The following is a 24,590-nucleotide window of genomic DNA, read 5'->3' as shown; positions in this document are numbered from 1 at the left end:
AGGAGCGTGCGGACGAGCGCGAGCGTACGCTCACGCCCACCGGCCCGTCCGACGAAGGAGTCGCGAGATGCCCGCACGGTTCGTGTACTGGATCAACGCCTCGCTCGACGGCTTCGTCGAGACCGAGGCCGGTGAGCACAGCGGCGTCGAGGGACCGGAGTGGATCCGGATCGACGAGACCGTGCACCGCGAGTTCAACCGCCGCGCGCGGGCGATGACGCTGTCCGTCGAGGGCCGCATCGTCCACGACATGATGGACCCGTTCTGGCCCGACGCCCGCACCGACGAGTCCCTGCCCGCCTACATGCGCGAGTACGGCGAGATCTGGACCGAGCAGCCGAAGGTCCTGGTCTCCCGGTCGCGGACGGCGGCGGACCACAACACGCGGATCATCGGCCGCGACGAGGACGCGATCGACGAGCTCGCCCGCATCCGCGCCGAGTCCGACGGCGACGTCGGTGTCGGCGGTCCGAGCATCGCGACACAGCTGCTCGACGCCGGACTCCTCGACGAGCTGATGGTCTTCACGCACCCCGCCGTCCTCGGCCGTGGGCGTCCGCTGTTCGACCCGCCGCCGTCGGGTGCGCGACCGCCGTTGGTCCTCGACCTGCTCGAGCAGCAGCGGTGGGACAACGGGGTGACGCTGCACCGGTACGACCTCCGGCGCTGATCAGCCGGAGGATGGTGCCGTCCCGACGATGACCAGCCGCCACGCGCTCGACCGGTCGCTGTCGAAGCCGTTGAACGCGACGGAGTCGACGTCCGTGCTCGCGAGCCGCGTCAGACGGATCGGGTTCGGGCTGTCCCGGCAGGCCACGGGGTCGACGGTGAAGTCGCCGGATCCGCCCCGGGACTCGATGCGGACGATCCCCCGCATGTGCCCGTTGCCGAAGCACGAGAACTCGAGGTGGTCGATCGCCTTCGCGGCCGGGAACCGCAGCGTGACGCCGGTCCCGACCTCGGACGGGTCCTCGTCGCCGGGTTGGATGTCCGCGGTCAGCACGCCGAGGACGTCCGGGTCGGTCTCGGTCGCCGCCTCCTGTGCGCTCCGCCAGTCGGCGAGCGCCTCCTCGTCGACCGTCGGCGTCGCCGTGCAGCCGGCCAGCAGGAGCAGGACGGCGAGCGGCGGGACGAGGAGGTGGGGACGGTGCACGGTGCGAGCCTACGGAACTGGAGGCGCGGCGCCAGCTGGCACCGCGCCTCCAGTCCGGGGGATGGTGGCGTCAGACGTCGCGTCGGCGTGCGACCACGAGTGCGAGTGCGCCCACCACGGACACCTCGGCCGCGAGCACGCCGAAGCCGCCCCAGCCGTTCAGGACGATGCCCTCCTGCGGCGCGGCGTCGCCGGCCGAGTAGGTGAACAGCTGCATCCCGGCCTGGTCGGGCAGGAACTTCGTGACGTCGAGGAGCCACTGCGCCTGCAGCACGCTCGCGATGAGCGACAGCACGATCGGGACGACCAGCAGGAGCCCGAGCGTGATCGCGATCCCGCCGGCGCTCGACCGGACGAGGAGTCCGATGCCGTACGCGAGCAGGGCGAGGAGCGTGACGTACACCGAGGCGCCGAGCAGCGGCATGAACACCGACGGGTCGGCGAGGTCGGCGTGCACGCCCTTGCCCGCCTGCAGGGCTGCCGAGGCGAACACCCCGATCCAGATCGACACCGCGCTGACGACGAAGGTGGTGACCGCGAGGACCGAAGCCTTCGCGAGGATCACACCCGTCCGACGGGGGTCGGCGGTGAAGGTCGAGCGGACCTGGCCGGTGCCGTACTCCCCCGTGATGATGAGCACGCCGAGCACCGCGACGACGAGTGCCGTCAGGGAGACGCTCGCGGTGTTGATCGTGACGAGGGTGCCGTTCGCGGAGTCCTGGGCGACGGGCGTGCCGACGTCGAGGGCGTTGCCGATGAGCACGGCCATCGCGATCGTGACCACGACGAGGATCGCCAGGCACCAGATCGTGGAGCGGATGCTGCGGAGCTTGATCCACTCGCTGCGGACGAGCCGGCCGAAGCCGAGCCCGATCGTGGGCGGCAGATTCGTGGGCGGCAGGGTCGTGGCGGTCATCGGGTGCCCTCCGATCGGTACTCGACGTCGTCGCGGGTGAGCGCCATGTAGGCCTCTTCCAGGCTGGCGCCCACCGGAGTGAGCTCGTGCAGCGGGACGCCGACCTGTGCGGCGATGTTCCCGACCGTGGTGGCGTCCGGGCCGACCACCATGAAGGTGCCGTCCTCGCGCGGGGTGACGGACGCGTTCGGGCCGATCGCCTGGAACAGCTGGTCGGGAGCCGGCGTCCGGACGACGACGCGGCTGCCGCCGGTGCCACCGCCCGCGGCGACGAACTCCTGGATGGGGGCGTCGGCGAGGACCCGGCCGCGGCCGAGGACGACGACGCGGTCGGCCGTCTGCGCCATCTCGCTCATGAGGTGGCTGGACAGGAACACGGTGCGACCGTCGGCGGCCATGCGCCGGGCGAGCTGCCGCACCCAGAGCACGCCGTCCGGGTCGAGGCCGTTGACCGGCTCGTCGAGGATGAGGGTCTTCGGGTCGCCGAGCAGTGCCGCGGCGATGCCGAGTCGCTGCCCCATGCCGAGCGAGAACCCGCCGACGCGCTTCTTCGCGACGGAGTCGAGGCCGGTCATGTCGATGACCTCGTGCACGCGGGACTTCGGGATCCCGTGGGTCGCCGCGAGCGAGAGGAGGTGGTTGTAGGCGCTGCGGCCCTGGTGGACGGCCTTGGCCTCGAGCAGCGCCCCGACCTGCCGGAGCGGGTCGCGGAAGGTCGTGTACGGCTGCCCGTTCACGATCGCCCGCCCGGCCGTGGGGCGGTCGAGCCCCATGATCATGCGCATCGTGGTGGACTTCCCGGCGCCGTTCGGCCCGAGGAAGCCGGTCACGCTGCCCGGCCGCACGACGAACGAGACGTCGTCGACGGCGGTCTTCGGACCGTACTGTTTGGTGAGGTGCTCGACTTCGATCACGGCGGCCACGCTACGGGGACCTGGGAGTCGGCCGCGTCCACCCTGAGGGGGAGATGGGGTGGACCGCTCGGGGGACCCCGTCGCGACCTCGGCTCGGCGCCCGACCCCCAAAGACCCGTTTGACGGTCACCTCGTGTCCGACCACGATGGCCCTCGTGTCCACCATCGAGAGCCTCCGCGCGACCGCGCACCCCGTCCGTCTGCGACTGCTGTCGCTCGTCACGGGTGCGGCGATGAGCGCTGCCGAGGCCGGGCGCGAGCTCGGCGTCTCCCAGGCCGCGGCGAGCTACCACCTGCGGGTGCTCGAACGCGCTGGACTCGTGCGGGTCGTCGAGACGGTGCGGCTCCGGGGCGGCGACGCGAAGCGGTACCGGCACGAGTCGTCGGCACGGCGGTTCCGCCTCGACGACGGCGACGAGGGTGCTGCTCCGGAGGTCCTCCCCGCGGACGACCAGCGTGTCTACGTCGAGGCCCTGGTCCAGGAGCTCCTCCGGCGCACTGACGACCGCACGACCGGTCCGTCGACCTCGACCGACGCCGAGCTCTGGGTCGGACCGGAGACGTGGCGCCGCGTGGTGCAGCACGTCGGCGACGCGGCCGCGCTCCTGCACGCCGCGGCCCGACCACCGCGGACCCCGGGAACGGTGCCGGTCTCGATGACGGTCTCGATGTTCCCGCTGCGGCGACCGTGAGGACGCCGAGGGGCACCGGGCCGCTGCGGCACGCCCCGTTCCGGTGGCTCGTCACCGCCCGGACGGCGAGCATCGTCGGGAACGCGGTCGCACCCATCGCCCTCGCCTTCGCGGTCCTCGACCTGACCGGCTCCCCCGTCGACCTCGGCCTCGTGGTGGCGGCGCGATCGGTGGCGAACGTCGCCGTCCTGCTCTTCGGCGGCGTGCTGGCCGACCGACTGCCCCGTGACGTGCTGCTCGTGGTCACGTCGCTCGCGGCCGCAGCCACCCAGGCGACGATCGCCGCGCTCGTCCTGACCGGCAGCGCCACCGTCCCGCTGCTCGTCCTGTTGAGCATCCTGAACGGCGCGGTCGCCGCGGTGAGCCTGCCGACGACCGCGGCCATGGTGCCCGAGACCGTCCCGGCGACGGAACTCCGCCCCGCCAACGCGGTGATCCGGCTCGCGCTGAACGGCGGCACCATCGTCGGGGCGTCGGCGGGTGCGGCGGTCGTCGCCGTCGTCGGTGCCGGCTGGGGGCTGGCGATCGACGCGGCGGGGTTCGCGCTCGCCGCGCTGCTCTTCACACGGATCCGGCTGCCGAGACGCGTGCGGGACGTCGACGCCGAGCCGACGTCCGTGCTCGCCGACCTCCGGGACGGCTGGGCGGAGTTCACCCGGCGCCGGTGGGTCTGGACCGTGGTGGCGCAGTTCACCGTCCTGAACGCCGCTTTCGTCGGTGCGACGACCGTGCTCGGCCCGGTGGTGGCCGACGGGTCCTTCGGTCGGGCTGCCTGGGGGCTCGTGGTGTCCGCGCAGACCGTCGGGCTCGCGCTCGGCGCGGTCGTGGCACTGCGGTGGCGGCCCCGGCGAGCGCTCGGCATCGGCGTCGCGACGATGGCGGTGACCGCGCTGCCCGCAGCGGCGCTCGGACTCGTGCCGACCCTCCCCGTGCTCCTCGTCGCGTTCCTGCTCGGCGGCACCGCCCTCGAACTGTTCTCCATCGCCTGGGACCACGCGCTGCAGACGAACGTGCCGCGGGAGCTGCTCTCGCGGGTGTACTCGTACGACATGGTCGGGTCGTTCGTCGCCGTGCCGCTCGGCGAGGCGCTCGTCGGACCCCTCGCGGGGGTGGTCGGCACCCCGGCGACGCTCGTCGGGTGCGCGGTCGTGATCGTGTTGGCCACCGCCGTCGCCGCGTCGACCCGGAGCGTCCGGCGCGTCGAGGTCGCCACGGCCTGACGTGCCGCCGCAGCCTGCGCCGGCGCTACCCTGACGCCGTGAGCGATGCACTGGCCGACGGGCCCTTCTTCCACGGGACCAGGGCGGACCTGCACGTCGGCGACCTGCTGACCGCCGGGTTCCGCTCGAACTACCGGCCCGAGGTCCTGATGAACCACGTGTACTTCACCGCGCTCCGGGACGGCGCCGGGCTCGCGGCCGAGCTCGCAGCGGGCGACGGACTCCCCCGGGTGTACGAGGTCGAGCCGACCGGCGCCTTCGAGGACGACCCGAACGTGACGGACAAGAAGTTCCCGGGCAACCCGACGCGCTCCTACCGCAGCACGGCGCCGCTCCGGATCACCGGCGAGGTGACGGACTGGCCGCGGTTGACGCCGGAGGCACTGCAGGCGTGGCGCGATCGACTGGCGGCGCTGCGCGCGGACGAGCGGGGCGAGATCATCAACTGGCCGCCGCGCCCTCGGATCGGGATTCCGCGCTGCGCGACAGTTCACGGGAGCGCGACCGCGTGAGGTGTCGGGCAGCGCGAAAACCCGCGCCCGCGCGAGCCCGGCGTCAGCGCGACCGCGCCCGGTACTCCCCCGGGGGCCCGCCGCACGCCCGGGTGAAGTGCGCGTAGAAGCTCGACTGCGACCCGAACCCCGCTGCGTGCGCGATCTCCGACGTCGTCATCGAGGTCGTCGCGAGCAACCGCTGTGCCTCGGCCACCCGGCACCGGGTGAGGTACTCGAGGATGGTCGTCCCGACGTCCTGCCGGAACACCGACATCGCGTAGTGCGGGTGCAGGTGCGCCGCCGCGGCGACGTCGGCCACCTCGATCGGCTCACGGAACCGGTCGACCACGAACCGCACCATGTCGATCACCCGGTGCATGGCGTCCGCGGTGCCGTGCCCGCCGCCCGGGCGGAGGTCGACGGCGTCCCGGTGGTGCCGCAGCAGCCGTCGGACGAGCGCCTGGGCCTCGAGGTTCGCGATGGTCTCGGCGCCCTCGTCCGCGAAGTCCCGCTGCCACGAGCCGAGCATCGACTCGACGTCACGTCCGGCGGCCTCGGTCGGCACGACGACCGGCCGGTTGAGCAGCATCGCGCCGAGGTCGTGGTCGGGCAGCCCCCACGCGAGCACCTCGCCGAGCGGGATGTGCACCCACCGGAACTCCCCCGTCCCCGTCCCGTCGCCGACGAGCTGGTGCGGGGTCCAGCCCCAGAAGAGCGCGATCTCGCCGGCGTGCACGCTGACCGGGGCACCGCCGAAGCGGTAGTCGAGGTGCCCGTCGAGCACGAGGTTGATCTCGAGGTCGTCGTGCCGGTGGGACGACGGCATGAGCGGCGCCGGGCCACGGTGGCTCCAGTACGCCGCTTCCATCGTCTCCACGTCGAGCACACCGCGAGCCTACGACAGCGACACCCGGGCCCGACAGCGACCCGAGCGCGCCCATCCGAGGATCCTGGAACCCCGCCGTCCGAAGCCGGAGGCCCGCACCCGCCCCCGCTTCCTACCGTCGTTGCATGACCAAGATCACCATCATCGGCGCCGGCGGCTTCGTCTTCCCGTTCCGCCTCATCGGCGACCTCGTCTCCTTCCCCGCACTGCAGGGCGCGACGCTGCACCTCATGGACCTCGACGCGGGCAGGGTCGCCCGCACCGCGAGCGCTGCCCGCGAGCTCGTCGCCCACCACGGCCTCGGCACCGAGGTCCTCGAGACCACCGACCGCCGCGAGGCCCTCGCCGGCGCGGACGTCGTCATCATCACGTTCCAGGTCGGCGGCGTGGAGTCGTACAGGTGGGACGTGGAGATCCCCCGGAAGTACGGCATCGACCAGGCCGTCGGCGACACCGTGGGACCCGGCGGCGTGTTCCGCTTCCTGCGCTCCGTGCGCGCCTACGAGGACATCGCCCGCGACGCGCTGGAGCTCTGCCCGGACGCGCAGTTCATCAACTACGCGAACCCGATGGCGATGGCCACGGCGTTCCTCAACGCGAAGGGCCTGCGCACGGTCGGCCTCTGCCACAGCGTGCAGGGCACCACGCGCATGCTCGCCCGGACCCTCGACGTGCCGTACGACGAGGTCGAGTACGTCAGCGCCGGCATCAACCACCAGGCCTGGATCCTCGAGTTCAAACGGCGGAACGGCGAGGACCTGTACCCGCGCCTCCGCGAGGTGATGACCGCGAAGCACCGGCGCGGCGTCGCGGCGGCCGACCTGCACGACGACGACGGCGACCACAGCGAGGCGGCTGCGGCCGCGAGCAACTACGAGGGCGGCAACGAGCAGGTCCGCACGCAGCTGATGCGGTCGTTCGGGTACTTCGAGACCGAGTCGAGCCACCACGCGAGCGAGTACGTGCCGTACTTCCGCAAGGACCCGGAGACGGTGCTCGAGTACATCCCGGAGCGCTGGGACTACTACGAGATCTGCCTCGCCCACGACGAGCAGGGCGACGTCGACCAGCAGCTCGAGAAGCTCAAGGCCGACCTCTCCCCGTCGGTCGAGTACGGCGCGAGCATCGTCAACGCGATCGTCACCGGCGTCCCCGCGGTGGTCTACGGCAACGTCCCGAACCGCACCGGCGTGATCGCCAACCTGCCGTCGGACGCCTGCGTCGAGGTCGCCTGCCTGGCCGACGGCAACGGGGTCACCCCGATCTCGTTCGGCGAACTCCCCCCGCAGCTCGCGGCGATCAACCGGACGAACACGAACGTGCAGACGCTGGCCGTCCGCGCGGCGCTGACCGGCAGCGTCGAGCACGTCCACCACGCGGTCGCGCTCGACCCCCTCACCGCGGCGCACCTCACGCTCGACCGGATCGCCGAGATGACCGACGAGCTGCTGCACGCGCACGCCGCGCTGCTCCCGGAGTCGCTGCGTCCGGCGACCGCGGCACCGGCCGAGCAGGGTGCCGTCCAGGAGGCGCGACCCGCCCTCGTCTGACCGCCCCGTCCGCCGACGAGGCCGGGTCCACCGCGCGACCCGGCCCCGTCACGGACGCACCCGGACCCCGGGACGTGCACCGCGCCTCCTGGACCACCACGGCACCACGACCTCGAAGGAGAGGACCATGCCGACCCGACCACCCACCCAGCTGGCCCGACGCGGGTTCCTCGCGTTGGCCGGCATCTCGATGGCCGGCGCACTCGCCGCCTGCGCCGGCCAGGGCACCGCTGCCCACGGCGGCACGAAGCACATCCGCCTCTCGACCTGGAACATCCCGACCGACATCACGAGCTACCAGCAGATCGCCGACGAGTTCGTCGCGGCGCACCCCGGCACCAGCGTCGCCGTCGAGGTCACCACTGGCCAGTTCCACCAGTGGTTCATCACCCGGCTCGCCGCGGACCTCGCGCCCGACGTCATCCGGATCACCCCGCAGCAGATCGGCCGGTACGCCGCGAACGGCAGCCTCGTCGACATCTCCGGCTCGATCCCGAAGGACTACCAGCAGGACTACAGCACGCCGTTCTGGGCGATCGGTGCCCGGGACGACGGTGTGTACGGCGTCTTCCAGCACACCGACAACTTCATCACCTACTACAACCGCGAGGTCATGGACCGGATCGGGGTCACCCCGCCGGAGAGCCTCGCGGACGCGTGGACGTGGGACGAGTTCCTCGACGTCGCGAAGGAGGTCAAGCAGGTCACCGGCAAGTACGCGTTCGGGTACGGCTGGTCCGCGCCGGAGACCGCCTACCGGTGGCTGCCGTTCGTCTACCAGAACGGGGGTGCGTTCCTCGGCGAGGACGGTGCCACCCCCTCGATGGACACCCCCGAGGCGATCGACGCCCTGGCGTTCGGACGCAAGTGGTACGCCGACGGCCTCGCCACCACCGGCAACCTGTCGAAGAGCGGCGGCGGGGACGTCTCCCGCAACCTGTTCCTGACCGGGCAGATCGGCATGATGCTCAACAACCCGGAGTCGATCGTGCAGCTCGACACCGACATGCGGGACAACTGGGGCACGGCGCCGATGATCCGGAACGTCGGTGAGGCGAGTGACCTCGGCGGCAACGCCCTCGCCGTCACGAAGTCGAGCAAGCACCCCGAGCTCGCGGCCGAGCTCGTCGCGATGATCACCTCGCGGCCGAAGATGCAGCAGTTCTGCCACGACGGCAACTGGCTGCCGGCCCGCGAGTCCCTCGACGCGGCGGACATCGGGTACGCCGCGAACTCGGACACCATGCAGCGGTTCATCGACCAGGGGTCGACCATCCCGCTGTCGATGGTGAAGGCCGAGAGCGGGCAGTACTTCTCGTCGCTCAACGCGGTGTTCGCCGACTACCTCGACCTGTGCCTGCTCGGGCAGCTCAGCCCGAAGGAGGCCTCGAGCCAGATGATGGAGGCGATGCGCAGTGTCACTGCGAACTGAGACCGCGCCGGTCCGGACCACGGCGTCGACCGCCCCGCCGACCGGTGGGCTCCCCGCCGGTGGTGCCGCACGACGACGCCAGGGCCGGTTCGTCCCCTGGGTGTTCGTCGGCCCCGCGGCACTGCTGTTCCTCGGCTTCTCGCTCATCCCGATCGTGACCGCGATCGCCCTGAGCTTCCAGGACTCGAGCACCTCGCTCGGCGACGGCACCTGGGTCGGCGGGAAGAACTTCGTCGACATGGGCTCCGACCCGCTCATCGGGACGGCGCTGCGGAACACGCTCGTCTTCACGATCGGGACCGTCCCGACCGCGATGGCGATCGGCCTCGCCCTGGCGGTGGCGCTCAACCGACCGCTGCCCGGGCGTTCGGTGTTCCGTGCGCTCTTCTTCGTGCCGATGGTCGCCGCCGGCGTCGTGGTCGGCGTCATCATGTCGTGGATCTTCAACGGCGACTACGGCGTCGTGAACAACCTGCTCGAGGCGCTCGGTCTCGGCCGCGTGCCCTGGCTGACCGCGCCGGGCTGGGCGATGGCGACCCTCGTGATCGTCGTCGTGTGGACCCGGATCGGGTTCTGCATGGTGATCTACCTCGGCGCGCTGCAGTCCGTGCCCGCCGAGCTCAAGGAGGCAGCCGCGATCGACGGCGCCTCGCGGTGGGTGCGGTTCCGGACGATCACGTGGCCGCTCCTGCGACCGACGACGTCGATCCTGCTCATCCTCAACGTGGTGTTCTCGCTGCAGGCGTTCGACGTCATCTACGTTATGACCGGCGGCGGCCCCGGCTTCTCCACCACGGTGCTCATCCAGTACGTGTTCCGGTCGGCGTTCATCGATGCCCGGATGGGCTACGCCGCGGCGCTCGGACTGGTGCTCGTCGCGATCCTGCTCGTGTTCACGCTGCTCCGGCAGCGGGCCAACAAGAAGGCAGAGGAGGCCATCTGATGGCACTGTCCGTTGCGGGCTCGACCCGCGCCTCCCGTCCGACCGCCGCGCGGCGGAAGCCGCGCCCGGGCCGCTGGGTGCTCGTCGCCGCACTCACCGCGTTGGCGATCCTGATGGTCTTCCCGCTGTACTGGATGGTCGTCTCCGCTCTCACCCCTGGCGGCCAGTCGCAGAGCGGCACGTTCTCGCTCTTCCCGACCCGGCCCACCTTCGAGAACTACACTCAGGTGTTCAGCACGCAGCCGGTCTGGCGGTGGCTCGGGAACTCCGCGCTCATCACCAGTGTCGGCACCGCGCTGAGCGTCGTCGTCTCGCTGATGGCCGGGTACGCCCTGGCGAAGTTCCGGTTCGTCGGGCGGGGGCTGCTCTACTCGGCGTTCCTCGTCACGATCATGATCCCGATCCAGGTCACCCTCGTGCCGAGCTTCCTCGTCGTCGCGAAGATCGGGCTCGTCGACTCCCCCTGGGCGGTCATCCTGCCGACGGTGTTCGACGTGGTCGGGATCTTCATCGCCCGGCAGTTCATGCTCGGGGTGCCGGACGCCCTGATGGAGGCCGCGCGGCTCGACGGCGCCGGCGAGTTCCAGACCTTCTTCCGGGTCGTGCTGCCGACCTGCGGTCCTCTCGTCGGGGTGCTCGTGATCCTCGGCTTCATGACGCGGTGGAACGACTTCCTCTGGCCGCTCGTCGTGCTGCAGGGCAACGAGAACCTCACCGTGCCGGTCGCGCTGTCGACGCTGACGAACAACCCGGCGTTCAGTTCGCCGTGGGGTGCCGTGATGGCGATCGCGACGGTGACGGTGCTGCCGCTGCTCGTGGTGTTCCTGGCGTTCCAGCGGCAGTTCGTGCAGGGCATCGCCTCGACGGGGATCAAGTAGGCCGCGGGCGCGCGAGCGTACCTGGTCGGGACGGGCGTACCTGGTCAGGGCGGGCGTACCTGGTCGATCCTTTCGACCAGGAACGCCCGTTTCGACGGACCAGCGCACCCGCAATGGGAAGGAACGACCGGGCAGCACGGTCAGACTGCGGCGCGGAGCACGGCCCCCACGACGCGCGCGGGCTCCGGCAGCCGCTCGTTCGTGGCCGACGCCCGGAAGGAGTCGAGTGCGAGCGCGGCGAACCGCCGCGCGGCACCGAGTCGCTCGGCCGGGTCGTCCCCGCCCAGCCCCCGCGCCGCGAGCAGCACGAGGAGCAGGTCGTCGACGACGAAGTCCGGCCGCAACCGTCCCGCCGCCTTGGCTCGCAACGCCAGGCCCGCCATCGCGTGCAGGAGCTCGGCGCGGTGCCGGGCGAGCCGGTCGGACACCTGGCCCGCGGCGACGAGCGCATCGACGAAGCCCTGGTTGCGGGCGTTCAACTCGACGGTCCGTTCGACGACGGAACGCAGGCCCAGCCAGGGGTCCGGGAGCGCGGCACCCTCGAGGACGATGCTCCGGCAGAGCTCGAGCTCGTCCTCGAACGCGGCGTCGACGAGGTCCTGCCGGGTCGGGAACCGCCGGTAGAGCGTCGCCGGCCCGACCCCCGCGTGCCGGGCGATGTCCCGCATCGTCACGTCGAGGCCGCGCGCGCCGAACAGCTCGCGCGCGGCCTGCAGCACGCGGTCGCGGTTCTCGCGTGCGTCGGATCGGAGGTGAGACGTCTCGTCGGTCATCGCTCCCACTTTAGTCAAGTGGACGTGGGCGTCCGTTAGCGTCGCGAGCATGCACGCAGTCACCATCCAGTCCTTCGGTCCGCCGGACGGCCTCGTCCCCACCGAGCTCCCCGAACCCGTCGCCGCACCCGGCCAGGTCCTCGTCGACGTCGAGGCGATCGGCGTCGGCGGCGTGGACGCCGTCATCCGGCGCGGGACGATCGCGCGCCCCGGACTCGAGCCCGGGTACGTCCCGGGCAGCGAGGTCGCCGGGCGCGTCGTCGCCGTCGGGGACCAGCGGGACGTCGACTGGCTCGGCCGCCGGGTCTGGGCGTTCACGGGCGTCGGTGGCGCGTACGCCGAGCGTGTCGTCGCCGGGACCGGGGACCTCACACCGCTCGAGGACGGGTTCGACGCCGTGGACGCCGTCGCCCTGGGGTCGGCCGCCCCGGTCGCCCGGTTCGCGCTGGCGCACGCGCACCTCGCCCCGGGCGAACGGGTGTTGGTACGCGGAGCCGCCGGCAGCATCGGGATCGCCGCCGTCGAGCTCGCCGCACAGGCCGGTGCCGCGGCGGTCGCGGTGACGACGGGTTCGGCCGAGCGAGGCGACCGGCTGCGCGGGTTCGGCGCCACCCACGTGCTCGACCGGCAGGGCGCGGGCGACGGGCCGGACTCCTACGACGTGGTCATCGACGTCGTCGGCGGCCCCGCGATGCCCGCGTTCATCGACCGTCTGGCACCGAACGGTCGGCTCGTCCTCGTCGGCGCCGTGGCCGGCATGCCGCCGGCGGACTTCGGCGCGCACCTGCTCCGCGGCTTCCAGCAGTCGCGGTCGGTCGCGACGTTCAGTCTCGACTCCGTGCCGCGCGACGCCCTGGCGTCGGAGCGGATGGAGCTGTTCCGCGCGTCCGCCGCGGGGACCCTGTCCCCGGTCGTCGACGCGGTGCTGCCGCTCGCAGACGCTGCGGAAGCGCACCGCCGCATGGACGACGGCGAGGTCTTCGGACGGATCGTCCTGACGCCCTGATCCCGGTCATGGACAGACGGGAGGCGCGGTGCCAGCTGGCACCGCGCCTCCCGTCCGTCACCTGGTGACGTCAGCCGCGGATCACGGAGATCTCGTCGGCCTGCGGACCCTTCTTGCCGGGGCCGACCACGTAGCGGACGTGGTCGGTGTCCTCGAGCGAGCGCAGGCCCGTCGACGCGACGATGCTGGAGAAGTGGGCGAACAGGTCGTCCGACCCGTCGTCCGGGGTGATGAAGCCGAACCCCTTGTTGTTGTCGAACCACTTGACGGTTCCGGTGGGCATCAGAGCCACCCCTCTCAGTGGATGCGCAGTTGCGCGACCATCGGGCAGGCGAACGGGTCACGAGCGGCGAGCCCGACCCGGTTGAGGTACCGGACGACGATGCCGTACGAGCGCAGCAAGGTGGTCTCGGTGTAGGGCACGTCGAGCGTGTCGCAGTGGTCGCGGACGAGCAGGCGGGCCTGCTTCAGCGCCGGACGCGGCATCGACGGGAACAGGTGGTGCTCCACCTGGTAGTTCAGGCCACCCATGAGGAACGAGACCCACCAGCCACCGCGGATGTTGCGGGAGGTGCGGACCTGGCGCGAGAAGAAGTCGACCTTGGCGTCGTGCGCGATGGTCGGCATGCCCTTGTGGTTCGGGGCGAACGAGGCGCCCATCATCACACCGAAGACGGCGAGCTGGACCCCGAGGAACGCGCAGGCCATGCCGAAGGGCAGGAACCAGAACACGATCGTCAGGTAGATGCCGAAGCGGGCGACGAGCAGGCCGGCCTCGAGCCAGCGGTGCTTCACGTCGGCCTTCGTGCCGTTGCCCGTGACGATGCTCATCACGGCGTAGCGGTGCAGGTTCAGGCCCTCGAGCGTGAGGAGGGGGAAGAACAGCCAGCCCTGGAAGCGCATGAACGTCGTCATGAGCGGGCCCTTCACCGACGCGGCGTCCTCTGGCAGGAAGCGGATGCCGTCCGGCGCGATGTCCGGGTCCTTGCCGACGGTGTTCGGGTTGCCGTGGTGGCGGGTGTGCTTGTTCATCCACCACGAGTAGCTGAGGCCGACCATGAACGTGCCGAGCCAGCGGCCGGCGTGGTCGTTCCACTTCTGCGAGGCGAAGACCTGGCGGTGCGCGGCCTCGTGCGAGAGGAACGCGAACTGCGTGAAGAGGACGCCGAGGGCTCCGGCGACGATGAGCTGGAACCACGAGTCGCCGAGGAACGCGAACGCGACCCAGGCGAGGGCGAGGGTGCCGATGAGGGTTCCGAACAGGGACCAGTAGAAACCGGTGCGGCGGCGCAGGAGGCCGTTGTCCTTCACCTGCGCCAGCAGCGCGGAGTAGGTCGAGGTGCCCTTGCGGGGACCTGTTGCGGGACGGGTGCGGGTGTAACCCGGTGCGAGCGGAGTGGTGGTCATGAGGACCGCCTTCCGGTACGGATCGGTCCTTCAACCAATGCGAGTGAGTTCACGCGTTTGCGCTTGGCGCGACACTAGGGGCGGAACATGCGTGTTCGCCTGGGAGTCCGGTTTGCGTCGGTCCGTCTGCCACGATCTTCCGTCGGTCCGTCTGCCACGATCGACGCATGCCTCTCGACGGACGCCCCCTCGAACGCCTCGGCTTCCTCACCATCGGGTCGTTCGACCCGGCACGGCCCCGACTCGGTCACGAGGAGACGCTCCGGGTCATCGAGCGCGCCGAGGCCCTGGGCTTCGACAGCGCGTGGCTGCGGCACCGGCACGTGCAGCACGGCATCTCCTCCCCCGTCGCGCTGATGGCAGCCGCCTCGCAGCGGACCTCCCGGATCGCGCTCGGGACCGCCGTCACACCGATCGGCGCCGAGAACCCGTTCCGGCTCGCCGAGGACCTGGCGACGGTCGACGTGCTCCTCGGCGGCCGTCTCAACCCCGGTTTCTCCTCCGGCACCCCGATGCACTACGACCTCTACCGGGACGCGCTGTACCCGGACACCGCCGAGCAGGAGGACTTCGGCGACGCCCGACTCCTGCGCTTCCGTGACCTCGTCCGGGGCGACCCGGTCGTCGAGGTCGCCGAGCAGCGCGGCATCGAGGAGTTCGCCACGACCGTGCAGCCGCAGAGCCCGGGCCTCGCCGACCGCCTCTGGTACGGCACGGGCAGTACGCGGTCAGCGGTGTGGGCGGCGCAGAACGGCTTCCACCTGCTCACCTCGAGCGTGACGCGGAGCGAGATCGGCACGGACTTCGCGACGAACCAGCGCGCGCAGATCGAGGCGTACCTGGAGGCGCACCCGTCGCCGGCGACCGCCCGTGTCTCGCAGGGTCTCGTCGCGATCCCCACCGACACCGCGACACCGGAACAGGAGGCCCGGTACCGCGCCTACGTCGAGGGTCGGGCGGGTCGCGTCGGGGTGCCGATGGGGCCGGGGAAGCTGCTCTTCGCCGCCGACCTGGTCGGGACGTCGGCCGAGATCGCTGATCGGCTGCGTGCGGACGCCGGGTACCAGGTGGCCACGGAGGTCGCCTTCGCTCTGCCGTTCTCGTTCGAGGCGGAGGACTACGCGCAGATCATCACGGACATGGCGGAGCGGCTCGGGCCGGCGCTCGGGTGGGCGCCGGGGGCGGCCGCCGCGGGACGCTGACGCCAGCGAGTGCGGGCGAAGCTTGTTCCGCTCGGAGAACACGAGGGCCCCGGCGGAACGAGCGTTCCGTCGGGGCTTTCCGGTCGGGCTGACAGGATTTGAACCTGCGACCCCTTGAAACGCGGGGGCTAGTCCGATTTACCAGTCTCGATCTGAGATTCCCCTGATCAGAGAACCATACCGACGCGACTACGTTCCCGCGTGAACCTGCCACGTCCTTCGTGATCCGGGAGCTTGCGGTTACTTCTGCGGTTACTTACCTGCTGCCGGGAGGACGCGGGAGCTGGCGCGCAAGACGCTCGCGGCGGCAACTACGCGCGAGGTGTCCGATACCGCCGTGGATAACTGACGGTTGATCTCGCGGGTGTGCCCGAGCAGTCGAATGCGTACGTCCTCGTCCATCACGTCCGCGAGAAGCGAGTTCAGCGTCGCGCGCCAGATGTGACCGCGCTCGACGGCGAGCACCGGAACGCGGCACATGATCGCGATCTCCTCGTACAGAGCGGCGAGCTTCCGGTCACGACCTCGCGGCTCCCACTGCTTGCTCGCATCGCTCGGCGACGGAAAGAGTGGAGCATCAGGGCTTCTTGAAGCGAGAATCCGCACAGCGACTCGGTCACTGACGCGAGGGTCGAGAACCGGCACCGGGCGCCCTTTACGCGTCTTGACGTCTTCCGCCGGCAATTCGAAGACGACACTCTTGCCCTCGATCTTGCAGTCGCCGATCGGGCGCAGGCAGAGTTCGCTGGTGAAGCTCGGAGAGCTCGCGGCATGGGCCAATGGTGGCCAGTTCACACAAGCTGCGGTCGTCGAGTTCCTGGACGTGGCTGACTACTATCTGGTCGCCCATGCCGCTGCTCATGGCCACACCGTTGTCACGCACGAGACTTACCAGGCGAACGCGCGCAGGCGGGTCTTGATCCCGAACGCATGCCAGGCTCTCGGCGTGCCCGACTGCACGACCTTCGAGATACTGCGTTCCCGATCAGTTCGGTTGGGGCTCGACGCCGCGTAGCGGCTCGCCACGTAGCGGCTCGCCACGTCTCGACAGTCGATCGGTTATCGAGACGCTTGCCCGAGCACGACCGTCTGGCGGTTCCTCCGATTTTCCCGAGGGTCGAACCTATCGTCCGGGCGCGTCCTGCCGTGTCGTCGTTGGGGCCGGGGCGGTATACCTTCACCCCGTTGAGGGCGTCATTGGAAGCTCCTCGAGCACCTTGATGAGATCCGCAACCCCGCGGGGGATGACTGTCCCCAACCATTCGTCGATGTGTCGAAGCCGGAGGGCGTTGCGTGCAGCTGCATCCGTGAAGACCACATCGCAGAACGGGACGGCGAGGGCGAGCGACCCGATGTCGTAGATGTCATTCTCGCTCCAACGCTTCTGCGGGTCGTGGTGGTAATGCGCCAGCATCGACACCGTCACAGCGCTGCTCGGCATGCTCATCACGAAGCGACGTATCGTCTCGGGCGAACCTGCTATCGCTTCGATCGTCAGACCGCGGACGCTGAGCTCGCTAAGCAGCACGGCGATCAGCTCAAGCTGTAGATGTCGGAAAATTAGGAAGTCGCGGATGCGGCCCTGACTGCGGAACGGAGCAAGCCGCTCGGACCAAGCCGCTTCGAACTCCGCGTTGTCCCGAACCATCTGCCGTGGCACCTCGGGTCTATACCCGTTTGCGCGCAGAGCTTCGACCTCGTGGTCGGCTGGCCCGGCGAGGAACATCCGTTCCGCTTCTCTCTCCGCTGCCGCCAGGGCAGCGGCCTGGGAAGGAACGGCAACGAACTCGTTGGTGACATCCTCCCCGTCAGCATCGGTGATCCTGAGCCCTCCGACGGCCCCCACGATGTTCAGGGCACTTCCGCCGACTATGTCGGTCGGTTCGAACTGTGTCCCGCTCGAGCCCGTCGTCACGTCCAGAGCTGCGACGATCTCCGCGCGGAGGACATCCACCGGTCCTGGGAGGTACGACGGCCCGCTGAGCTCCTGCATGAGCGCGGCGAGGTCATTTCGTTGGCGAGGATGGGCGATCTTGCTTACTTCGCGGTACAACGCTCCGGTTAACACCACCTTGACACGTCCGTCTGCAAGGGCTTCCCCCAGCACAGTCAGGAGCTCGACGTACGGCGGATCTCCGCGACCCGATTTTGCTCGGGCGAGCAGAATCCAGTGGTTGAGGTCGAGGAAGAGAAGCGCCGGAGGACGCTGCCAGTCACGGAACCCTGCCGGCTTCACGGGCGTGGGTAGCCCGTACTCCCGGTCCGTTTCGTCTTGCCAGTGCCGCACGATGTGGTCCTCCTCGGATTCACGTTGTGTCTGGTCGCCTACCGCGCTCCGGGAGTGGTCAGTTGAAGGCGCCTTGAATTACGAGATCGGTGAGGGTCTTGATCAGCGTCCCAGCGGCGGACTTCACCCCTTCGACACCGAGCGTTTCGGCAACTTGTCGCAGGCGGCTGGCCCGCTTGACCACCTCGCCGGTGTCTGCCTGGGGGTCGGCGACCACGTCCTGCACCTCTTCTACGGCTGTCTGCAGCGCCATTTTCTCGTCGTCTCGAAGCGCCGACGCTGCCTCCAGCACGGCCGAGAGCAGCGGGGTGATCTCTTCGAGGTTCACGCCCGCGGAGGCCTCCGCACCGGCCCCGACAGCGGTCGGACCGGCCGGGGCAACGATCGTTGTGTTATAGATGTCGCCGATCCGGTCGTGGACCGCAGCGTCGACGGTGGACTTGCTGGGCAGTTCGGTCAAGGGCGTCGAAGCAGTCAGGTCGGCGACCATGTCGACGAGAGTGTTACGGACTTGCGCGACGACCCCGCTGAGCGCAGCTCCCGGCACGATGTACTTCAGATCGACGATCTGTTGAAAGACGTGCAACTCCTTGTTCCAAAGAGATTTCGCGAACGCGAGCCGGGGGTGTGTCAGAGGCAGGCTCGTCCGCGACGACATCTGCTGCAGTTCTTCGATGGGTTGCACGAAGGAGATGAACTCCGGCACGTACTCGCGTGCGGACGCAGGGACCTCGAATCGACTAACCGTCTGTCCAGTTGCCCATGTGTTGCCGCTCATGGAGTCCATCACCAACGGCGGGCTGAAGAGCTTGCGATACGCAGGCACATCGTCGTCGGAAGAGTAGCCGTTCAGCTCAGCGCGAGCCCACTCGCGCAGTCGCTGCGATCCGGTCTCTGCGCCAAGGACGAGGCACTTGCGCAGGAGCCCGGCGACGGGCTCGCTCTCGTCGAGCATACGGTCGCGAAGAGAATGCAGGAGCGAGTCAGCCACGAGCCGATCCTATGGTGAAGGACCGACAGTCCCGGCGAATCTCATCAGCGGGAGCTACTACGTCGCTACGTCGCTCGCAACCTCTCGTGCGGCACGAAGGCGCGTGCACAGGGTCACGTTCGGCAGCGGCCCCGAGGTTGCAAGCACTATTGGCTATCGTAGTGCTTTTCCTCATCAGCGCCCTCGAACTCACGTCGGTCACACGATGATTGGCGGCGGCTGCCCGTTCAAAGCGTACGGGGAAGCAAACGCCCCGAAGTGGCAGTTTTGAGCGTGGGGCGTCTCGTGAGTACCCTAATCGCCAGAACCCAAACAAAGGGTTGTCTCACTCTGTCGCAGAGTGCCACAGGAGACGCGTGTTACCCATCGCGCGCGGCCTCCCGCCTAATCTCGGCCTGTCGCGCCAGGCCGTTCCGGCGGTCGAGTCGCCGCCTCTCGGCTCGCTCCTCGCGTCTTGCTTCCTGTCTCCGCGCCTTCTCCGCCGCACGGTGCTCCCTAGCCTCTTTTTGCGCTTTGCGCTCCGCCTCCTCCTGCACCCAGAAGCGCACGAACTTGCTCGTCGCCTCATCCAACGGGTTCTTGAGGCCCCACGACGCCGCTAGCAGCGCGGCTTCGACGCGCTCTTCGATCAGGAGCAGAAGCCTCCGGGCTGCGACCGGGCTGAGTTCGGCGACAACCGGCACGAAGACGTCCTGCTTGAAGCCTGATGCGGGGCTGTAGTCGGAGTAGCGACCGAACGCGTATGGCGCTTCTGTGAAGCCAAGAGCGTCTTCCTCGGGAGTGAGCTCGGCGGGTCCGAGGTGGGGGTGCAGGGCCGCAGCAAGTTTCTCAGCCTCTTCCTTCCGGTGAGGCCGTCCGTAGCCGTGAGCATAGAGATCGCGCAGCTGCGTGATGGGCGCCATCGCGCCGTCTGCGATGCTCACCGGTCTGGCGAGGCAAGTCTGGTAGAAGAGATTCGCCATCTTGCGAGACCAGGAGTGATTGCCTCTGTAGACCAGCGGCTCAGCGTCAACGAAGAGCGCCATGGGTATCGACGCGAAAACTATCTCAGACAGAGCCACACCCCGGCTCACAAGCATCAAGCCCGTATGCGCATGGATCTCGAGCGGGTTGGCCCCGAAGGCCTTCTCAGCCTCCCAGTAGACATCACCCATGTCGTGAAACTCCGGATCTAAGCGCGCTTCGACGTCCTCAATCACCGCATCGAAGCGCTTGTCTATCTCCGGACCGACAACCTGCAAGTACTGCTGAATCGAGGCAAAGTCTCGTCTCGCGTCGTGAGCGATTAGTCGCAGGCTCGAGAACCACGGTCCGGCATTTGGGTCATCTTGCTCAGTCACCGCGCACCTCGTCCGGCCGCTTCTGCCGAGGTACTGGTCCGAGCCCTTCCCTACGAGCACTGCGACCGTCGGCGTTCGTCTCTCGCACGAGAAGACGTTAGAGCACATTGCTCTCGTCGCGAACCGAGCGCCTCGTCGGACCCGGCACCTGTAGCCGATCCCAGGCAAGAGACGAGACGGGGTCGTCCCCGGGACGGCGTCGCCGGCCGACGCTTCGCGGGAAGTGCGCCTGGGGGCGGAGGGCTCTGCCAGGATCGACGCGACGACCACGGAGGGCTGACATGGCAGGTAAGACGAGCGTGCGGTGCTACATCGACGCGTACGAGGGCAACGGCGGTCGCCAAGGCCTTCGACTCAGGGAGAAGTCGACAGGCCGCAAGGTCTCCTTTGGCGAGGTCGAGCCGGACCAGGCGGATGCGTTCGTCCAGTTCCTCGCCGCAGGGTTCCAGAACGCCTCGGCGATGCCCGACGTGCTAGAGAAGGACGGGGACCGGGACGCCGTAGAGGTCGCGGGCAACGTGGACTTCGACAGCCCCGAGGAGCTGCGCTTCCACTACGACGTGCAGCTGTCGTACCTGTTCATCTGAACATGCCTACTTCGACACCCACGCCGTCGCCGCTGCCCTCGTCGGTTCCTACACCTTCCCCGTCCCCCTCGGTCCTTCACGTCGTGATGGACGGGACCGCACCGGTGTGGCAGGGTCCGCTGCTCACCGGCTTGTTCGTGCTCGCCGCGGCAGGGCTCACCGCTGGTGTTGCCTTCTTCTCGCTCTGGCTCAGCGACCGTAGGAAGCTCCGGCGGGAGGATCAGCGCCAGTGGGACAGCGAGCTCAAGCAGTCCTACGTGACGATCGTGGACCAGACACGAGAGGTGTACACAGCGCTCGTGGTCCTTGAGGCGGCTTCACCTTCCGAACTCGGCGATGTGACTGTGAACGCGCTCGAGGCCGTGCAGAAAGAAGCGCTGCTCCTCGAGCTGATCGCACCGAAGGCTGTGCACGAAGTGGCGTTCGCCTTGTCGAACGTCCTGAGCGAGATCTACCAGGGAGCGTTCGAGGGGGAACGACAGGAGCCTCGGCCGGAGGAGTGGCGCGAACGCACGCTTCAGAAGATGAACGGGCTCGAGGCGCGACTTCGGGTGGAGATTCGACGCGCGCTCCGGATGCCTCCGAACTAGCAATCGGAGAAGCCCCGCAGCCCTACGGGCTGCGGGGCTTCTAGCGACGGTGAGTCAGACCAGCAATGTCGGCCTATTCAGTCGCTGACTGGCTGCCAGGCTCGTGCTTCTGCACTCATCGCCTTCCGTGCCGCCTTCAGCTGCGCGAGCTTCTTCGGGTTCTTGTCGAGGTTGACCACGGGCGTGAAGTACCGGATCAACTCAGTCTCAACGTCGGCGACTGGGGTGCGCATGCCCTCCGCTGCCGGCCAGACTGCGAGCGTGAGCCGGGAGTGCATCCACGCTGTGAGCTTCGCGTCGCCGTCGCCGTCGCCAGCGACCGAATACATGCTGAAATAGCCCGGATTCTCGAGGTTCCGTGGCACGCCGTGCAAATCGAGTTCGTCGCGCAACAGCGCCGAGAACGACCTCCGAACAGTGGACCAGCCGGTGCGCGGAGTGCTGTCTGGCTGTGCGGCGAAGTGGTCGCGCGCGAGACGAAACTCTTCTCGGCCTTACCGATGTACAGCGGGAGGTCCGGCGATGCAGACGGGTGCGCAACAGCGACGAGATCCAGGTCCTGGTGCGCCTGCTCGTCGCCGAAGATCGCGTAGAGGCCCGGTCGCGCTGCCACGTGCTTCGGCGCATCGGCGATCGCCCAGCGGGTAATGGTGCTGGTCAGCGCTGCAGCGGCATCCGCGGCGGGGCCGGAGAGCGTCACAACAGATCAGGACTCGTCGTCGTCGCTTGGCTCGCCTGGATTGCGGCGCCGGATCTTGTCTCGGAGACGCCCCGCGGCCGGTCTAACCTTCTCGTTCCACACCGGGCGGCCGTACTTGATCGCCACTACGACGCCGCCGACGACGAGCCCGACGAGGACGAGCGCGCCTGCGATCTCCCTCGACGCGCGATCGTCGCTCCGTTCGTGCTCCTGCTTCTCGTCCGCGAAGTCGTGGGGATACTCGGGCGCTTCGGCGTTCGGATCGACGTCGTCGATCGGTTCGTCCACGTCGACGCGATCCGATTCCGACTCAGCACGCTCGATTTGGCGCGTCGGGTCCACTCCGTTCCAATCGAGCACATCGCGATAGTTCGCGAGGAACCGATGCGTTTGTTCGGGATCAGCGACGTACGAGTTGTCGAATCGACTGTCTGCCCAGGAGGTCTTACCGGTCTGACGGACATGCAGCGAGCCGTCCTGGATCGTGTAGTGGCGCGTCTCGCGGAAGTTCTTGCCGTCGTAGTGCGTCGTCCGCTCGAAGCCGTCGTTCAGCTCCAACAGCTGCTGGCGCACGGTCTCCGTCAGTCTTTGGGTCACTGTGTCAGGCTCCGAAACTTCGTCTCTTGGCGGTCGATCCGATGAAAGCTCATCGTGCCATGCAAGCTGCGGCTCGGGAAGAGAGGGGGCGGCGCTTTGCCTCGAGGTCGTGACCTACGCCGCGCGACGCGGACGCTTGATCCGCTACCCGTAGGCGAGGACTGCCCCTGCAACGGCGAAGGCAACGACCCCGAGCCACCACACCTGCCAGACCGGCCACCCCGCGGTGCCGAAGTACATCAGCGATGCTCAGATGATCCCGATCCCGATCCCGATCCCGATCCCGACGCCAGCTCATGCCTAGACGGTCGTGCCGTAGGAGAGCTTGAACACCGCCGGGTGGCGCAGCATCCAGACGGTCATCGCAACGGCCAGCCCGAGGAGAACAAACGCGATCTCCCATGGAAGGGTGAAGTCCGGCCAGCCCGGACCAACCTGCTGGTAGCGATACTTGCTCAGGTCCGGCAGATCAGGCGCGGTGATCCAGCCTCGGAACGAGGCGAAGACAGCAAGGCTCATCGGCCAGAAGAGCCCGAGTCAGCCGAGCATGTTCGAGCCGTTCGTGAGCCGGCTGCACACGGAACGGTCGGCCGGCGCGAGCTTCCGGATGTACGCAGCACCCGACCTGATGTGAGCAGAGGTGCGTCGCTGACTAGCGCTCTTGCGTGACTTCCCCATGGATCCATCCTCGCAGACCCCTTCGTCTTCGTGGACGACCGACAGAGCGTTACTGATGCGGGTGGGAGTCTCAGCTCGTATTGGGGTCCAAATCCGAGCTGCCAGGGTCGGGGACGAGCTCGGTGCTTGCGGGCTCCGAGTCGATATCGAAGTCGAGCGTCACGCTCGTCGAATCGGTCGAGCGCGGCGGATTCGGGTTGTTCTCAAGCACGACAGTGACGTCGTCGTAGTGCCCGGAACCCTGTTCCGTGTCGATCGTGACCACAGCGCGAGCCCGGACCCACGTCATGGTCTCGAAGTAGTAGTCGTTCAGCACGTCGAGGATCTGTATGTCTTCGTCCGCGACGTAGTAGTCGGCCTTGAGCGTGTTGCCTTCGAGTCCGACGGACAACTCGACGCGAACGACAACGAGATCGCCGTTGACGTCGTCGATCTGAAAGTCAGAGTCGGGCTCGAACGCCACGATTCTGGCGCTCTCCATCTCCTGTGGGAAGTCGAACTGCACGAACGCCGGTGGCGAGTATCCGCCGCTCGCGTCCATCTCGTCTTCGATCGAGTTGCCGATGAGTGCCTGAATCGCATCGAACGCGACGCTCACCAGCTCCGCGCGGCGGGAGGCATCGAGGGCGTACCCGCGAAGCACCGTGGCGAGCCCCGCCTTCGAAGGGTCGTGTGCCGCTCTCGCTTCGGCCGCCTTGGCCTCGGCCTCGCTCACGGCGGCCTTCACCGCCTCGACGACGTTCTCGAGGGTGTCGACGACCTTGATGCGATCCCGCGGGATGCCGTGCTGGTCGAGATCCTCGAGAAGATGCAGATGGAGGCGGTCGCTGACGTTCTTCGGGAAGTACCCCGTGTCACGAGTGACGAAGAAGATCGTGTCGCCCGAGTCATCCGCCCCGGCGACGTCGAGCAGCGTCTCCCAGATGACCGCGTCGCGGAACCCGAACGACTTCTTCTTCCCGCCGTCCATCTCCATGAACGGCCGTCGTCGCGCCAGGTCGCGGCGCACCAGGTCCCGAGTGATGTCCTCCGGGACAGGGGCTGCGTCGATGCCCGTCTGCGCCAACAAGGCGTCGCGAACGGCGGCTACCTTGCCGAGCAGGTCGTCGAACTTCGCGACGATCTCGTCAAGGTCTACGAGGGACCTGAGCTCGCTGAGCGCACCTCTCGCCTCGTCGCGCTGCTTCGTCAGCGCCTCGCGGTGCTGACGTTCGAGCTCGTCGATGACGACCTCAGGAATCGCTACCTGACAGGAGCCGTCCCGAGCGAGATCGACCAGGCGCTGGCCCGCAGCGGACGACAACCACCGTGCCCCATGGAACGGATTCGTATCCAGGACGACGGTGAGCATGAG

27 protein-coding genes and 2 pseudogenes are annotated in these 24,590 nt (G+C 68.8%); 13 read left to right on the top strand and 16 right to left on the bottom strand.

The window, feature by feature from the left end; translation table 11 throughout:
• Positions 1-67: 67 nt before the first annotated feature.
• A complete protein-coding gene (locus tag ACIPKM_RS14535; RefSeq protein ID WP_070416472.1) occupies positions 68-670 on the top strand; it encodes a dihydrofolate reductase family protein in 603 nt (200 codons plus the stop codon).
• Here the strand turns inward: ACIPKM_RS14535 and ACIPKM_RS14530 are convergent, their stop codons facing one another.
• The 3 genes from ACIPKM_RS14530 to ACIPKM_RS14520 form a co-directional block, all read right to left on the bottom strand.
• On the bottom strand, positions 671-1,153 hold the full coding sequence (locus tag ACIPKM_RS14530) for a hypothetical protein (protein WP_402736994.1): 483 nt from the start codon (positions 1,151-1,153) through the stop codon (positions 671-673).
• 70 nt (positions 1,154-1,223) lie between these two features.
• Entirely contained in the window at positions 1,224-2,069 is an 846-nt protein-coding gene (locus ACIPKM_RS14525; RefSeq protein WP_402736993.1) for an ABC transporter permease, read from the bottom strand.
• Positions 2,066-2,983 (bottom strand): ABC transporter ATP-binding protein, encoded by a 918-nt coding sequence (locus ACIPKM_RS14520; RefSeq protein ID WP_402736992.1) that lies wholly within the window; start codon positions 2,981-2,983, stop codon positions 2,066-2,068. The genes ACIPKM_RS14525 and ACIPKM_RS14520 overlap by 4 nt, the downstream gene beginning before the upstream one ends.
• 155 nt (positions 2,984-3,138) lie before the next feature.
• On the opposite strand from ACIPKM_RS14520, the gene ACIPKM_RS14515 reads away from it, so the two are divergent.
• The 3 genes and pseudogenes from ACIPKM_RS14515 to arr form a co-directional block, all read left to right on the top strand.
• Entirely contained in the window at positions 3,139-3,675 is a 537-nt protein-coding gene (locus tag ACIPKM_RS14515) for an ArsR/SmtB family transcription factor (RefSeq protein WP_402736991.1), read from the top strand.
• Complete coding sequence (locus ACIPKM_RS14510) at positions 3,672-4,895, top strand: MFS transporter (protein WP_402736990.1); 1,224 nt, start codon at positions 3,672-3,674, stop codon at positions 4,893-4,895. The genes ACIPKM_RS14515 and ACIPKM_RS14510 overlap by 4 nt, the downstream gene beginning before the upstream one ends.
• Positions 4,896-4,909: 14 nt before the next feature.
• Positions 4,910-5,314: pseudogene (gene arr, locus ACIPKM_RS14505) on the top strand (NAD(+)--rifampin ADP-ribosyltransferase); the annotation flags it as partial.
• Positions 5,315-5,450: 136 nt separating this feature from the next.
• Here arr and ACIPKM_RS14500 read toward each other — a convergent pair.
• Positions 5,451-6,275 (bottom strand): helix-turn-helix domain-containing protein, encoded by an 825-nt coding sequence (locus ACIPKM_RS14500; RefSeq protein WP_139199537.1) that lies wholly within the window; start codon positions 6,273-6,275, stop codon positions 5,451-5,453.
• A 125-nt stretch (positions 6,276-6,400) separates the two neighbouring features.
• Here ACIPKM_RS14500 and melA point away from each other — a divergent pair, with 125 nt between their 5' ends.
• From melA to ACIPKM_RS14480, 4 genes are all read left to right on the top strand, one after another.
• Complete coding sequence (gene melA / locus ACIPKM_RS14495) at positions 6,401-7,825, top strand: alpha-galactosidase (protein WP_071295461.1); 1,425 nt, start codon at positions 6,401-6,403, stop codon at positions 7,823-7,825.
• Between the two features lie 127 nt (positions 7,826-7,952).
• On the top strand, positions 7,953-9,257 hold the full coding sequence (locus tag ACIPKM_RS14490) for a sugar ABC transporter substrate-binding protein (RefSeq protein ID WP_071295460.1): 1,305 nt from the start codon (positions 7,953-7,955) through the stop codon (positions 9,255-9,257).
• A complete protein-coding gene (locus ACIPKM_RS14485; RefSeq protein ID WP_309779123.1) occupies positions 9,241-10,200 on the top strand; it encodes a sugar ABC transporter permease in 960 nt (319 codons plus the stop codon). Before ACIPKM_RS14490 ends, ACIPKM_RS14485 begins: the two co-directional genes overlap by 17 nt.
• The gene (locus ACIPKM_RS14480; RefSeq protein WP_254791875.1) at positions 10,200-11,078 is read left to right on the top strand and encodes a carbohydrate ABC transporter permease; all 879 of its coding nucleotides are present in this window, start codon (positions 10,200-10,202) and stop codon (positions 11,076-11,078) included. Before ACIPKM_RS14485 ends, ACIPKM_RS14480 begins: the two co-directional genes overlap by 1 nt.
• A 140-nt stretch (positions 11,079-11,218) precedes the next feature.
• On the opposite strand, the gene ACIPKM_RS14475 is transcribed toward ACIPKM_RS14480, so the two are convergent.
• The gene (locus ACIPKM_RS14475; RefSeq protein WP_071303651.1) at positions 11,219-11,851 is read right to left on the bottom strand and encodes a TetR/AcrR family transcriptional regulator; all 633 of its coding nucleotides are present in this window, start codon (positions 11,849-11,851) and stop codon (positions 11,219-11,221) included.
• A gap of 49 nt (positions 11,852-11,900) precedes the next feature.
• Between ACIPKM_RS14475 and ACIPKM_RS14470 the strand changes: the two genes are divergently transcribed.
• The gene (locus tag ACIPKM_RS14470; RefSeq protein ID WP_402736989.1) at positions 11,901-12,857 is read left to right on the top strand and encodes a zinc-binding dehydrogenase; all 957 of its coding nucleotides are present in this window, start codon (positions 11,901-11,903) and stop codon (positions 12,855-12,857) included.
• 70 nt (positions 12,858-12,927) lie between these two features.
• Here the strand turns inward: ACIPKM_RS14470 and ACIPKM_RS14465 are convergent, their stop codons facing one another.
• Together ACIPKM_RS14465 and ACIPKM_RS14460 are read right to left on the bottom strand one after the other, a co-directional pair.
• Entirely contained in the window at positions 12,928-13,140 is a 213-nt protein-coding gene (locus ACIPKM_RS14465; RefSeq protein ID WP_070419121.1) for a cold-shock protein, read from the bottom strand.
• Positions 13,141-13,154: 14 nt separating this feature from the next.
• Entirely contained in the window at positions 13,155-14,264 is a 1,110-nt protein-coding gene (locus ACIPKM_RS14460; RefSeq protein WP_070416482.1) for an acyl-CoA desaturase, read from the bottom strand.
• A 167-nt stretch (positions 14,265-14,431) separates the two neighbouring features.
• Here ACIPKM_RS14460 and ACIPKM_RS14455 point away from each other — a divergent pair, with 167 nt between their 5' ends.
• Positions 14,432-15,466 (top strand): LLM class flavin-dependent oxidoreductase, encoded by a 1,035-nt coding sequence (locus ACIPKM_RS14455; RefSeq protein ID WP_402736988.1) that lies wholly within the window; start codon positions 14,432-14,434, stop codon positions 15,464-15,466.
• Positions 15,467-15,718: 252 nt separating this feature from the next.
• Here the strand turns inward: ACIPKM_RS14455 and ACIPKM_RS14450 are convergent, their stop codons facing one another.
• Positions 15,719-16,261 (bottom strand): hypothetical protein, encoded by a 543-nt coding sequence (locus ACIPKM_RS14450; protein WP_402737018.1) that lies wholly within the window; start codon positions 16,259-16,261, stop codon positions 15,719-15,721.
• On the opposite strand from ACIPKM_RS14450, the gene ACIPKM_RS14445 reads away from it, so the two are divergent.
• Entirely contained in the window at positions 16,215-16,481 is a 267-nt protein-coding gene (locus ACIPKM_RS14445; protein WP_402736987.1) for a DUF4411 family protein, read from the top strand. The two genes, ACIPKM_RS14450 and ACIPKM_RS14445, sit on opposite strands and share 47 nt — an antisense overlap.
• Positions 16,482-16,643: 162 nt before the next feature.
• Here the strand turns inward: ACIPKM_RS14445 and ACIPKM_RS14440 are convergent, their stop codons facing one another.
• The 3 genes from ACIPKM_RS14440 to ACIPKM_RS14430 all read right to left on the bottom strand — a co-directional run bounded on the left by ACIPKM_RS14440 (position 16,644) and on the right by ACIPKM_RS14430 (position 20,084).
• Positions 16,644-17,753, bottom strand: coding sequence for a hypothetical protein (locus ACIPKM_RS14440; RefSeq protein WP_402736986.1), 1,110 nt, complete (start codon positions 17,751-17,753; stop codon positions 16,644-16,646).
• A 58-nt stretch (positions 17,754-17,811) separates the two neighbouring features.
• The gene (locus tag ACIPKM_RS14435; protein WP_402736985.1) at positions 17,812-18,744 is read right to left on the bottom strand and encodes a hypothetical protein; all 933 of its coding nucleotides are present in this window, start codon (positions 18,742-18,744) and stop codon (positions 17,812-17,814) included.
• A 359-nt stretch (positions 18,745-19,103) separates the two neighbouring features.
• Positions 19,104-20,084, bottom strand: a complete 981-nt coding sequence (locus tag ACIPKM_RS14430) for a hypothetical protein (RefSeq protein ID WP_402736984.1) — start codon at positions 20,082-20,084, stop codon at positions 19,104-19,106.
• Positions 20,085-20,365: 281 nt separating this feature from the next.
• On the opposite strand from ACIPKM_RS14430, the gene ACIPKM_RS14425 reads away from it, so the two are divergent.
• Both ACIPKM_RS14425 and ACIPKM_RS14420 read left to right on the top strand, forming a co-directional pair.
• Positions 20,366-20,671 (top strand): hypothetical protein, encoded by a 306-nt coding sequence (locus tag ACIPKM_RS14425; protein WP_402736983.1) that lies wholly within the window; start codon positions 20,366-20,368, stop codon positions 20,669-20,671.
• Positions 20,672-20,754: 83 nt separating this feature from the next.
• Positions 20,755-21,261 (top strand): hypothetical protein, encoded by a 507-nt coding sequence (locus tag ACIPKM_RS14420; protein WP_402736982.1) that lies wholly within the window; start codon positions 20,755-20,757, stop codon positions 21,259-21,261.
• A gap of 77 nt (positions 21,262-21,338) precedes the next feature.
• Here the strand turns inward: ACIPKM_RS14420 and ACIPKM_RS14415 are convergent.
• From ACIPKM_RS14415 to ACIPKM_RS14395, 5 genes and pseudogenes are all read right to left on the bottom strand, one after another.
• Positions 21,339-21,728: pseudogene (locus tag ACIPKM_RS14415) on the bottom strand (GIY-YIG nuclease family protein); the annotation flags it as partial.
• A 239-nt stretch (positions 21,729-21,967) separates the two neighbouring features.
• Positions 21,968-22,534, bottom strand: a complete 567-nt coding sequence (locus ACIPKM_RS14410; protein WP_402736981.1) for a hypothetical protein — start codon at positions 22,532-22,534, stop codon at positions 21,968-21,970.
• Positions 22,535-22,858: 324 nt separating this feature from the next.
• Positions 22,859-23,077, bottom strand: coding sequence for a hypothetical protein (locus tag ACIPKM_RS14405; RefSeq protein WP_402736980.1), 219 nt, complete (start codon positions 23,075-23,077; stop codon positions 22,859-22,861).
• A gap of 18 nt (positions 23,078-23,095) precedes the next feature.
• Positions 23,096-23,236: a hypothetical protein gene (locus ACIPKM_RS14400; RefSeq protein ID WP_402736979.1), complete on the bottom strand. Its 141-nt coding sequence runs from the start codon at positions 23,234-23,236 to the stop codon at positions 23,096-23,098.
• Positions 23,237-23,306: 70 nt separating this feature from the next.
• On the bottom strand, positions 23,307-24,587 hold the full coding sequence (locus ACIPKM_RS14395) for a PIN domain-containing protein (protein ID WP_402736978.1): 1,281 nt from the start codon (positions 24,585-24,587) through the stop codon (positions 23,307-23,309).
• Positions 24,588-24,590: the final 3 nt, after the last annotated feature.

This window comes from Curtobacterium sp. NPDC086286, from assembly GCF_044746255.1.
Taxonomy (GTDB): domain Bacteria; phylum Actinomycetota; class Actinomycetes; order Actinomycetales; family Microbacteriaceae; genus Curtobacterium.
Note: the sequence above shows the minus strand (reverse complement) of the source record. Positions and strands in the feature narration are given on the sequence as shown.

Bases quoted from the DNA above. Each gene is read 5' to 3' on its own strand.
- ACIPKM_RS14525 (WP_402736993.1), bottom strand. From the start codon at position 2,069: ATGACCGCCACGACCCTGCCGCCCACGAATCTGCCGCCCACGATCGGG.
- ACIPKM_RS14535 (WP_070416472.1), top strand. From the start codon at position 68: ATGCCCGCACGGTTCGTGTACTGGATCAACGCCTCGCTCGACGGCTTC.
- ACIPKM_RS14395 (WP_402736978.1), bottom strand. From the start codon at position 24,587: ATGCTCACCGTCGTCCTGGATACGAATCCGTTCCATGGGGCACGGTGG.
- ACIPKM_RS14475 (WP_071303651.1), bottom strand. From the start codon at position 11,851: ATGACCGACGAGACGTCTCACCTCCGATCCGACGCACGCGAGAACCGC.
- ACIPKM_RS14490 (WP_071295460.1), top strand. From the start codon at position 7,953: ATGCCGACCCGACCACCCACCCAGCTGGCCCGACGCGGGTTCCTCGCG.
- ACIPKM_RS14425 (WP_402736983.1), top strand. From the start codon at position 20,366: ATGGCAGGTAAGACGAGCGTGCGGTGCTACATCGACGCGTACGAGGGC.
- ACIPKM_RS14470 (WP_402736989.1), top strand. From the start codon at position 11,901: ATGCACGCAGTCACCATCCAGTCCTTCGGTCCGCCGGACGGCCTCGTC.
- ACIPKM_RS14480 (WP_254791875.1), top strand. From the start codon at position 10,200: ATGGCACTGTCCGTTGCGGGCTCGACCCGCGCCTCCCGTCCGACCGCC.
- ACIPKM_RS14455 (WP_402736988.1), top strand. From the start codon at position 14,432: ATGCCTCTCGACGGACGCCCCCTCGAACGCCTCGGCTTCCTCACCATC.
- ACIPKM_RS14405 (WP_402736980.1), bottom strand. From the start codon at position 23,077: ATGAGCCTTGCTGTCTTCGCCTCGTTCCGAGGCTGGATCACCGCGCCT.
- melA (WP_071295461.1), top strand. From the start codon at position 6,401: ATGACCAAGATCACCATCATCGGCGCCGGCGGCTTCGTCTTCCCGTTC.
- ACIPKM_RS14460 (WP_070416482.1), bottom strand. From the start codon at position 14,264: ATGACCACCACTCCGCTCGCACCGGGTTACACCCGCACCCGTCCCGCA.
- ACIPKM_RS14400 (WP_402736979.1), bottom strand. From the start codon at position 23,236: ATGGGGAAGTCACGCAAGAGCGCTAGTCAGCGACGCACCTCTGCTCAC.
- ACIPKM_RS14465 (WP_070419121.1), bottom strand. From the start codon at position 13,140: ATGCCCACCGGAACCGTCAAGTGGTTCGACAACAACAAGGGGTTCGGC.